This window comes from Streptomyces sp. PT12 (genome assembly GCF_003311645.1).
In the GTDB taxonomy this organism is placed as follows: Bacteria; Actinomycetota; Actinomycetes; order Streptomycetales; family Streptomycetaceae; genus Streptomyces.
Map to the genome: position 1 here is coordinate 100,476 of NZ_QEST01000216.1, position 9,624 is coordinate 110,099.

Annotated in this window: 10 protein-coding genes; 8 read left to right on the forward strand and 2 right to left on the reverse strand. The window is 74.2% G+C overall.

Features of this window, described 5'->3' with window-relative positions; genetic code table 11:
* Positions 1–16: 16 nt before the first annotated feature.
* Positions 17–478 carry a metallopeptidase family protein gene (locus DEH69_RS23550; RefSeq protein ID WP_113688995.1) on the reverse strand — a complete coding sequence of 154 codons (462 nt, stop codon included), beginning with the start codon at positions 476–478 and terminating at the stop codon, positions 17–19.
* Between the two features lie 195 nt (positions 479–673).
* Here DEH69_RS23550 and DEH69_RS23555 point away from each other — a divergent pair, with 195 nt between their 5' ends.
* The 7 genes from DEH69_RS23555 (at position 674) to DEH69_RS23585 (ending at position 7,596) form a co-directional block, all read left to right on the forward strand.
* Positions 674–1,048 carry a DUF3499 domain-containing protein gene (locus DEH69_RS23555; protein WP_181727573.1) on the forward strand — a complete coding sequence of 125 codons (375 nt, stop codon included), beginning with the start codon at positions 674–676 and terminating at the stop codon, positions 1,046–1,048.
* 81 nt (positions 1,049–1,129) lie between these two features.
* A complete protein-coding gene (locus DEH69_RS23560) occupies positions 1,130–2,488 on the forward strand; it encodes a phosphomannomutase/phosphoglucomutase (RefSeq protein ID WP_113688996.1) in 1,359 nt (452 codons plus the stop codon).
* A 93-nt stretch (positions 2,489–2,581) separates the two neighbouring features.
* The gene (locus DEH69_RS23565; protein WP_113688997.1) at positions 2,582–2,755 is read left to right on the forward strand and encodes a Trm112 family protein; all 174 of its coding nucleotides are present in this window, start codon (positions 2,582–2,584) and stop codon (positions 2,753–2,755) included.
* A 26-nt stretch (positions 2,756–2,781) separates the two neighbouring features.
* On the forward strand, positions 2,782–3,963 hold the full coding sequence (locus DEH69_RS23570; protein ID WP_113688998.1) for an SIS domain-containing protein: 1,182 nt from the start codon (positions 2,782–2,784) through the stop codon (positions 3,961–3,963).
* A gap of 68 nt (positions 3,964–4,031) precedes the next feature.
* Positions 4,032–5,225, forward strand: coding sequence for a mannose-6-phosphate isomerase, class I (gene manA, locus DEH69_RS23575; RefSeq protein WP_113688999.1), 1,194 nt, complete (start codon positions 4,032–4,034; stop codon positions 5,223–5,225).
* A gap of 242 nt (positions 5,226–5,467) precedes the next feature.
* On the forward strand, positions 5,468–6,901 hold the full coding sequence (gene ahcY / locus DEH69_RS23580) for an adenosylhomocysteinase (protein WP_113689000.1): 1,434 nt from the start codon (positions 5,468–5,470) through the stop codon (positions 6,899–6,901).
* A 71-nt stretch (positions 6,902–6,972) separates the two neighbouring features.
* The gene (locus DEH69_RS23585) at positions 6,973–7,596 is read left to right on the forward strand and encodes a hypothetical protein (RefSeq protein ID WP_113689001.1); all 624 of its coding nucleotides are present in this window, start codon (positions 6,973–6,975) and stop codon (positions 7,594–7,596) included.
* On the opposite strand, the gene DEH69_RS23590 is transcribed toward DEH69_RS23585, so the two are convergent.
* Positions 7,580–8,464 carry an RDD family protein gene (locus DEH69_RS23590; protein ID WP_113689002.1) on the reverse strand — a complete coding sequence of 295 codons (885 nt, stop codon included), beginning with the start codon at positions 8,462–8,464 and terminating at the stop codon, positions 7,580–7,582. The two genes, DEH69_RS23585 and DEH69_RS23590, sit on opposite strands and share 17 nt — an antisense overlap.
* Positions 8,465–8,516: 52 nt before the next feature.
* Here DEH69_RS23590 and DEH69_RS23595 point away from each other — a divergent pair, with 52 nt between their 5' ends.
* A complete protein-coding gene (locus tag DEH69_RS23595) occupies positions 8,517–9,527 on the forward strand; it encodes a stage II sporulation protein M (protein ID WP_113689003.1) in 1,011 nt (336 codons plus the stop codon).
* Positions 9,528–9,624 lie beyond the last annotated feature (97 nt).

Consider the following 9,624-nt stretch of genomic DNA (forward strand, 5'->3'; position numbering starts at 1 on the left):
AACACGAACGGCCCGCTCACTCCTGCCCGTACTTCGGGTCGACGGACTCGGGCGCGAGGCCGAGCAGCTCGGCCGCCTGCTCCACGACGACCTCGTGCACGAGCTGCGCGCACTCGTCCTTGTCGCGGCTGCGCAGCTCGACGGGCCGCCGGTAGACCACGATCCGGTCCGGCCGCCCGCCCGAGGCCCGCTCGAGCCCGCCGAGCGGGACGACCCCGTCGGCCGACCCATCGCCCTCGCGCGGCAGGAACGGCACCTCCCGCACGCCGAAGTCCACGCCCGCCAGCTGCGGCAGCCGCCGCCGCAGCCGCTCGGCCGAGTCGTGCACCAGGGAGTCGAACGTGTCCGCCCTGCTCACCGCGAGCGGAACCTGCGGCGGGGCGACGGGTCCGCGCATGCCGCGGCCGTGCCGGTCCCGGTGCCGATGGCGGTCGGCCGGGCCGGAGGGGACGGGGGGGACGCTGCCGGAGGTGTCCATCGCATCGACCATAGAGGACGCGGCGCCGCGGGGTCAGAACGCACCCGCGCACCGCTCGCGTTCGGGCCTTGCGGTGACCCTTGGGGTGACCCTTGCGACGAATCAGTACAGGCCGGGCGCCCTGTCACGACACGGGCGGGTGACGCGGCGCCGATCCGTCGCGACCCGCTCAGGAGTGCGGTACGTTTCACCATCGTGAGCCCCGTACGTCGCTGTTCGCGCACCGCGTGCGCCCGCCCGGCCGTCGCGACGCTGACCTATGTCTACGCGGACTCCACCGCCGTTCTCGGCCCCCTCGCCACCTATGCGGAGCCGCACTGCTACGACCTGTGCGCCGAGCACTCCGAGCGGCTCACCGCCCCCCGCGGCTGGGAGGTCGTCCGCCTCGCCGTCGACGCGGGCGCGGCCCGCCCGAGCACCGACGACCTCGAGGCCCTGGCCGACGCGGTGCGCGAGGCCGCGCGCGCCCCCAAGCGCCGCGACGCGCCCCCCGTCGCCGCCCCGGGAGCCGATCCCATGGAGGTCGCCCGCCGCGGGCATCTGCGGATCCTGCGCTCACCTGAGCCGTGACGCCCGGCCGGTACATTGAGGTGCGGAGCGCTCCTGACAGCACACCGCCCATCCTCAAGACCTCAAGACAAGGGGTTAGCTGTGCCGGACCTGTCGCAGATCGTGAAGGCATACGACGTCAGAGGTGTGGTCCCCGACGAGTGGGACGAGCGCCTCGCCGAGCTCTTCGGCGCCGCCTTCACCGAGATCACCGGCTCACGCGCCATCGTCATCGGCCACGACATGCGGCCTTCGTCCCCCGGCCTCGCCCACGCGTTCGGCCGCGGCGCCGCGCAACGAGGCGCGGACGTCACGGAGATCGGGCTCTGCTCCACCGACCAGCTCTACTACGCGAGCGGCGCGCTCGACCTGCCGGGCGCCATGTTCACCGCGAGCCACAACCCCGCCCGCTACAACGGGATCAAGATGTGCCGGGCCGGCGCCAGGCCCGTCGGGCAGGACAGCGGCCTTGCCGACATCCGCGCGCTCGTCGAGCGCTGGCTCGACGAGGGCGCCCCCGAGCCGGTCGCCGCGCGGGGCGCCATCCACAGGCGGGATGTCCTCGAGGACTACGCCGACTACCTCAAGTCCCTGGTGGACCTGGCCTCCATCCGCCCGCTCAAGGTCGTCGTGGACGCGGGCAACGGCATGGGCGGCCACACCGTCCCCACCGTCTTCGCCGGGCTGCCCATCGAGCTCGACGCGATGTACTTCGAGCTCGACGGCACGTTCCCCAACCACGAGGCCAACCCCCTCGACCCGGCCAACATCGTCGACCTCCAGGCGCGCGTGCGGGCCACGGGCGCCGACGCGGGCCTCGCGTTCGACGGCGACGCCGACCGCTGCTTCGTCGTGGACGAGCGCGGCGAGCCCGTGCCCCCGTCCGCCATCACCGCCCTGGTCGCCTCACGCGAGCTGGCCAAGGCGCCGGGGTCGGCGATCATCCACAACCTGATCACCTCGTGGACCGTCTCCGAGGTCGTCAAGGAGCACGGCGGCACCCCGGTCCGCACGCGCGTGGGCCACTCGTTCATCAAGGCCGAGATGGCCAACACCGGCGCCATCTTCGGCGGCGAGCACTCCGCGCACTACTACTTCCGCGACTTCTGGAACGCCGACACCGGCATGCTCGCCGCCCTCCATGTGCTGGCCGCCCTGGGCGAGCAGCCGGGGCCGCTGTCCGAGCTGGTCTCCGCGTACGACCGGTACGCCTCGTCCGGCGAGATCAACAGCCGTGTCGACGACCAGGCGGGCCGCGCCGCCGCGGTCAAGGGCGCGTTCGCCGACCGCCAGGGCGTCACCCTCGACGAGCTCGACGGGCTCACCGTGACCGCCGACGACTGGTGGTTCAACCTCAGGCCGTCCAACACCGAGCCCCTGCTGCGCCTCAACATCGAGGCCCGCGACAGAGCCACGGTGGACCGCGTCCGCGACGAGGTCCTGGCCATCGTCAGGGGCTGACCAGCGGTCCTGCGGCTCCCGGCTTCCGGATGTCTGTGCGGCGTCCCTCCGGGTAGGGTGACCAGCGAAGCCGGTCACCCAGGGAGGGACGCCATGCCGCTCGTCGAGGCCGCACTGCTCGACATCCTCGTCTGCCCCGCATGCCACGCCACCCTCCGCGAGGAGGGCTCCGAGCTGGTGTGCAACGGCGAGGGCTGCTCGCTCGCCTACCCCGTGCAGGACGGCATCCCCGCCCTGCTTGAGGGCGAAGCCCGCCGCACCGGCTGACCCCCGGGCCCGGCACCGGAGTTGCCATGATCGACGAAACGCTGCTCGACGAGCCGCACGCGCTCGTCCGCGCCGACAGCCGCGGCCTCCTGCGCTCCGTCGCCGCCGCGGGCGCCCATGTGCGCACCTCGGCCCGCGCCGCCGACGAGTCGCCCGTGGCCCGCCTCACCCCCGACGACCGCCCCGGCACGCTGCTGATTGCGGGCACGGGCCACGCCGTCCCCCTGGCCGCCGGGCTGCTCGCCGCCCTCGCGGGCGATGGCGTTCGCGTCACCCACATCGAGCCGACGGGCCCGTTCGCCGACCCCGGCGCGCTCACCTGGCACCTGCCCCGCTGGGTCGGCCCGCTCGACCTGCTGCTGATCCTGACCGCCGATGGCACCGAGCCAGGGCTGACGCTGCTGCTCGAGGCCGCGTACCGCCGCGGCTGCGCCGCCGTCACCGTCGCGCCCGAGATCTCGCCGCTCGCCGAGGCCACCGCCCACCGCCGCGGCCTCGGCATCCCCCACAGCCCGGCCCCGCACGCCGAGTCGGCCGACCACCCCCTGACGCCGGGGCTCGCGTGGGCGCTCATCGCGCCGCTGCTGCCGCTCGGCGACCGGCTCGGCCTGTTCGCCGCGCCCGCGGCCGACGTCCTGGCGATGGCCGACCGGCTCGACGCCGTGGCCGAGCGCTGCGGCCCCACCACGCGCACCCACGACAACGTCGCCAAGGCCCTCGCCGCCGAGTTCGCCGCGACCGTTCCGCTGCTGTGGAGCGAGGGCCCCCTCGCGCACGCCGCGGCACGGCACGCCGCGGCCACCCTCACCGGCCTCGCCGCGCGGCCCGCGCTCGCCGCGCCCCTGCCCGGCGCGTTCACCGAGCACGGCGCGCTGCTCGGCGGCAGCCTGGTCCCCGGCGCCGATCCCGACGACTTCTTCCGCGACCGCGTCGACGAGCCCCAGCCGCTGCGCGCCCGCGTCCTGCTGCTGAGCGACACCGACTCCGAGGCGTCGCCCGACCCGGCGGCGCCGGAGCGCGCGCCGGGCGCGCCAGACGTGCCGAGCGCGGCCTCGGCGGCGCGCGCCCTGGCGTTCGACCAGGGCGTGGCGTTCAGCGAGCTGGCCGTCGCGCGGGGCGGCGGACCGCTCGCGACCGCCGCCGAGTTCGTCGCCCAGCTCGACTTCGCCGCCGTCTATCTCGCCCTGGCCGCGGGATCGGGCTCCTGACGCCCGCGCCGCCGCGCCGCCGCGCCGCCGCCCCGCCGCTCTCGAAGCCCCGAAGGACTCACGCACCGATGGACCGCCTCGACACCACCATCAGGACCTACGCCTGGGGTTCGCCCACCGCGCTGCCCCAGCTGCTCGGCACCGCGCCGACCGGCGACCCGCAGGCCGAGCTGTGGATGGGCGCCCACCCCGGCGCGCCCTCCCGCGTGGACCGCGGCGCCGGGCCCGTCTCGCTGGCCGACGCGATCGCCGCCGACCCCGTGGGCGAGCTCGGCGGGCCGACCGTCGAGGCGTTCGGGCCGCGGCTGCCGTTCCTGCTGAAGCTCCTGGCAGCCGAGACCCCGCTGTCCCTCCAGGTCCACCCCGACCTCGACCAGGCCAGGGAGGGCTTCGCCGACGAGGAGGCGCGCGGCGTTCCGCTCGACGCCCCCCACCGGAACTACAAGGACGCCAACCACAAGCCCGAGATGATCTGCGCGCTCACCCCGTTCGACGGGCTGTGCGGCTTTCGGCCCGCCGCCGAGGCCGCCGAGCTGCTCGAAGGGCTCGGCGTCCCGCGCCTGAAGCCGTATGCCGACCTGCTGCGCGCCCGCCCCGAGGGCGAGGCCCTGCGCGCCGTGCTCACCGCCGTGCTCACCGCCGAGCCCGACGCCATGGCCGCCACGGTGAACGCCGCGGCCGAGGCCGCCGTGCGGCTCGCGCCCGAGCGCCCGGCGTACGCGCCCTACGCCGCCCTCGCCACCCACTACCCCGGCGACCCCGGCGTCCTGGCCGCGATGCTGCTGCACCACATACGCCTCGCGCCGGGCGAAGCCCTCTACCTCGGCGCCGGCGTACCGCACGCGTACATCAACGGCCTGGGCGTCGAGATCATGGCCAACTCGGACAACGTCCTGCGCTGCGGCCTGACGCCCAAGCACATCGACGTCCCCGAGCTGCTGCGCATCGTCCGTTTCGAGGCCGCGCCCCCCGGCGTGCTGCGGCCCGCGCCCGCCCCCGAAGGCTCGGGCGAGGAGGTCTACCCCGCGCCCATCGGCGAGTTCCGCCTCTCCCGCCTCCCGCTGGCCGCGGGCGACCCGGCCCGAGCCCTGCCGGCGGGCACCCCGCAGATCCTGCTCTGCACGGAGGGCCGCGCCACGCTCACCGGGCCCGAAGGCGCCCAACTCACCCTGGAACGCGGCAGGTCGGCGTACGTCCCCGCGGGCGAGGCCGTCCGGGCCACAGGCGAGGGCACCCTGTTCCGGGCGACCACCGCGCCCTGACGATTCACGGCCGGGAATCTGGCCGGGAATCACCGGCCGTCTTGAGCCGCGCCGGGGGCCTCGGTGTAGATTTGGGCCGGAAGTCGACGTCGCTGCTGATGGCAGTCGGGCGGCCCGAGGGCCGGCCCGGCCGAGGGGTAAGAAGGCCCTCCGACGGACTGCGGGGTTTCGGACGTGCGCTCATGTCCGCACGCCCGTAGCCGCATCGTGTCCGCATCGCATCGCTTTGAGGAGCAGTCGTCATGTCAACGAGCGACTCCACCGCTCAGGACTTCAAGGTCGCCGACCTCTCGCTGGCCGACTTCGGCCGCAAGGAGATCACCCTCGCCGAGCACGAGATGCCCGGCCTGATGGCGATCCGCGAGGAGTACGCCGCCAGTCAGCCGCTGGCGGGCGCCCGCATCACCGGCTCGCTGCACATGACCGTGCAGACCGCCGTGCTCATCGAGACCCTGGTCGCGCTCGGCGCCCGCGTCCGCTGGGCCTCCTGCAACATCTTCTCCACCCAGGACCACGCCGCCGCCGCGATCGCCGCCGCCGGCATCCCGGTCTTCGCCTGGAAGGGCGAGACCCTCGAGGAGTACTGGTGGTGCACCGAGCAGGCGCTGACCTGGGACGACGCCCCGACGGGCGGCCCCAACATGATCCTGGACGACGGCGGTGACGCCACGCTCCTGATCCACAAGGGCGTCGAGTACGAGAAGGCGGGCAAGGTCCCCGACGTCTCCACCGCCGAGAGCGACGAGCACCGCGTCATCCTGGAGCTGCTGACCCGCACGGTCGCCGAGTCCCCGCGCAAGTGGACGCAGGCCGCCTCCGAGATCCGTGGCGTCACCGAGGAGACCACTACCGGCGTCCACCGCCTCTACGAGATGTTCCGCGAGGGCACGCTCCTGTTCCCCGCGATCAACGTCAACGACGCCGTCACCAAGTCGAAGTTCGACAACAAGTACGGCTGCCGCCACTCGCTCATCGACGGCATCAACCGCGCCACCGACGTCCTCATCGGCGGCAAGGTCGCCGTCGTGTGCGGCTACGGCGACGTCGGCAAGGGCTGCGCCGAGTCCCTGCGCGGCCAGGGCGCCCGGGTCATCATCACCGAGATCGACCCCATCTGCGCCCTCCAGGCCGCGATGGACGGCTACCAGGTCGCCCGCCTCGACGACGTCGTCGAGACCGCCGACATCTTCGTCACCGCCACGGGCAACAAGGACATCATCCTGGCCTCCGACATGGCCCGGATGAAGCACCAGGCGATCGTCGGCAACATCGGCCACTTCGACAACGAGATCGACATGGCGGGGCTCGCCAAGCTCCCCGGCGTGGTCCGCGACGAGGTCAAGCCGCAGGTCCACACGTGGACGTTCCCCGACGGCCACACGATCATCGTGCTGTCCGAGGGCCGCCTGCTGAACCTCGGCAACGCCACGGGCCACCCGTCGTTCGTCATGTCCAACAGCTTCGCCAACCAGACGATCGCCCAGATCGAGCTGTTCGCGAAGACCAACGAATACCCCACGGGCGTCTACACGATCCCCAAGCACCTGGACGAGAAGGTCGCCCGCCTCCACCTCGACGCCCTCGGCGCGCGCCTCACCGAGCTGCGCCCCGACCAGGCCGCCTACATCGGCGTCCCTGTCGAAGGCCCCTACAAGCCCGACCACTACCGGTACTGACACCGGTACCGATCGAAGCACCACCGCCCGGCCGCGCCCCGGCGCGCGGCCGGGCGCGTGCGCCGACACCCATGCCACGCGGCCGCTACAGCCTCCACGACCCCGACGACGGCGCCCTCATCGGCGAGGAGCGCTTCCAGTGCGCCCCGGGCCCCGGCGGCTGGCGCTATGTCTCCCGCACCTTCGCCCCCGACGGCGAGCCCACCGGCTCCCTCGACCTCACCCTCGACGCGCTCGGCCGCCCGATCCGCCTCGAACTGGCCGCCGCCGACTGGCGGATCCGCGGCGCCGCCCTCCACGGCGTCACCTGGGTCCGCGCCTCCACCACGGGCGGCGACGGGACCGAAGGCAACGCCGCCGCCCGCGCGTTCACCGGCGCGTCCCCCGCCTTCCTGATCGCCACCGCCCAGCTGCTGCGCGCGGCCGAGCCGGGGTCAGGAGGGCGCGTGCGCCTTGTGGCGTTCACCCCGCCCGTCCTCGCGCCCCGCACAATCGACGAGCACTGGACGCTGACCGGTACGCACATCCACGCCGATGACGGCGCGTCGCTCGCGGTGGACACCTATCGCGTCGACGACCTGGCGACCGGGGAGCGGCGCACGATCCACCTCGGCGGGGACGTCGTCCTGGCCGCGCCTGGCGTCGAGCTCGAGGACCTGGACGGACCCCCGTCCACGCTCACCCCGGGGGAGTGAACCCGGTCTTCCGCTCAGGCGGCGGCGCCTCGGGCCGATACGCCTCCCGCGGCTGCGCCCACGGCTCCGGCTCCGGTATGTGACGCGGCGGCGCCGGGGGAGCCACAGGAGCCGTCGGCTGGGTCCCGAACGCCCGCTCCGCCTCCCGCCGCTGCCGCTCCCCGGCCACCGCGCTCAGATACGCGGCCGGGTGCAGCCCAGGGGGCGCGGGCGCCCCCACGCGCGCCACCATGTCGTCGGCCAGCCGCACCGCCATCGTCCACGCGACGCCCTGGTCCAACTGCCGCATCCGCGACAGGTATTGCCGCACCGCGAGCCACAGGCTGTCCGGCACCCGCGACAGGTCGAGCTCGGCCAGCTGCCCCGCGACGGCGGGCGGCGGGGGCGCGACCGGCAGCGCGCGGCTACCCGGCACGCGCTCCCGCACCACCATCGTTCCCGCGAAGACATCGCCGAGCCGCCGCCCCTCCGCCGACACGAGCGACGCGATCGCCGCGACCGAGCCCGCGGTGAAGATGATCTCGACAAAGCCGATCGCCCCGCGCACCAGCGCGTGCCGGAACCTCACCGGCCCCCCGTCGTTCCGCACGACCCGCAGCCCGAACGCCAGCTTCCCCAGCGAACGCCCCCGGCTGAGCGTCTCGACCGCCACGGGACCGCCGACGAGCACCAGGATGAGCAACGCCACCCCGACCGCCTGCGCGGCGGCGGACCCCAGAGGCAGCACGCTGCTCAGCAGGACGACCGACACCAGCAGGTACACGCCCACGACCAGCACCAGGTCGATCGCAAGCGCCATCGCCCGGCTCGGCAGCCGCGCCACCTGCAACCCCAGCACCACGGCGTCACCCGTGACCAGCCGACTCATTCCACCCACCTCCCCGACCCAGTCTGTCACCGCGGTCTGACAAGCTCTGAGCATGGATGTCGACGTGTTCGTCGCCGCGCACCGGGACGAGTGGACCCGCCTCGAGGGGCTGCTGCGCCGCTCCCGCCGCTCCCTCACCGGGGCCGAGGCGGACGAGCTCGTCACGCTCTACCAGCGCGCGGCCACGCATCTCTCCCAGCTCCAGTCGGCCGCGCCCGACCCGGCGCTCATCGGCAGGCTGACCGCGCTGGTCGCCCGCGCCCGCAGCGCCGTCGTCGGCTCGCGCCGCTCCACGTGGCGGGACGCGCTCGGCTTCTTCACCACGGGCTTCCCCGCGGCCTGTTACCGGACGCGCCACTGGTGGGTGCCGACGGCGCTGCTGTTCACGGCCCTGGTCGCCGGTCTCGGCTGGTGGATCGCGGACAGCCCCGACGTCCAGGCCCGTATCGCCGCCCCCGAGGACCTCCGCGAGATGACGCGCCCTGGCGGCAGCTACGAGACGTACTACTCGAGCAGCCCGGCCGCCGCGTTCTCCGCCCAGGTCTGGACGAACAACGCCCAGGTCGCGGGCCTCTCCCTGGCCTTTGGCGCCCTGCTCGGCCTGCCTGTGGTGTGGCTTCTCCTCCAGAACGCCGTGAACGTCGCGCTCGGCGTGGGGCTCATGGCGTCGGCCGACCGGCTTGACGTCTTCCTCGGGCTGATCCTGCCGCACGGCCTGCTGGAGCTGACGGCGGTGTTCGTCGCCGCCGGGGTCGGCCTGCGCCTGGGCTGGACGGTGATCGACCCGGGCCCGCGGACCCGGCTGACGGCCCTGGCCCAGGAGGGCAGGGCGGCGCTCGGCATGGCCATCGGCCTAGCCGTGGTGCTGCTGATCTCCGGGGTGATCGAGGGCTTTGTCACCCCGTCGGGGCTGCCCACCTGGGCCCGCGTCGCGATCGGCGTCGCCGCCGAGCTGGCCTTCCTCGCCTATGTGTTCATCCTGGGCCGCAGGGCGGTCGCCGCGGGCGAGACGGGCGACGTGGCGGAGGCCGACCGCCCGGCCGAGGCCCCCGTCGCGGCCTGACCCCGCCACCCTCGGCTTGACGCTCCCGCCACACGGGCGTAACGTTGCCCGGGCGCTCTTGACAGGGCGCACTCCACCACAAGCGTTCAAGGGCCCG

Coding starts and splice junctions, on each gene's coding strand:
- DEH69_RS23550 (WP_113688995.1), bottom strand. CDS start 478: ATGGACACCTCCGGCAGCGTCCCCCCCGTCCCCTCCGGCCCGGCCGAC.
- DEH69_RS23565 (WP_113688997.1), top strand. CDS start 2,582: ATGCCGCTCGTCGAGGCCGCACTGCTCGACATCCTCGTCTGCCCCGCA.
- DEH69_RS23570 (WP_113688998.1), top strand. CDS start 2,782: ATGATCGACGAAACGCTGCTCGACGAGCCGCACGCGCTCGTCCGCGCC.
- manA (WP_113688999.1), top strand. CDS start 4,032: ATGGACCGCCTCGACACCACCATCAGGACCTACGCCTGGGGTTCGCCC.
- ahcY (WP_113689000.1), top strand. CDS start 5,468: ATGTCAACGAGCGACTCCACCGCTCAGGACTTCAAGGTCGCCGACCTC.
- DEH69_RS23585 (WP_113689001.1), top strand. CDS start 6,973: ATGCCACGCGGCCGCTACAGCCTCCACGACCCCGACGACGGCGCCCTC.
- DEH69_RS23590 (WP_113689002.1), bottom strand. CDS start 8,464: ATGAGTCGGCTGGTCACGGGTGACGCCGTGGTGCTGGGGTTGCAGGTG.
- DEH69_RS23595 (WP_113689003.1), top strand. CDS start 8,517: ATGGATGTCGACGTGTTCGTCGCCGCGCACCGGGACGAGTGGACCCGC.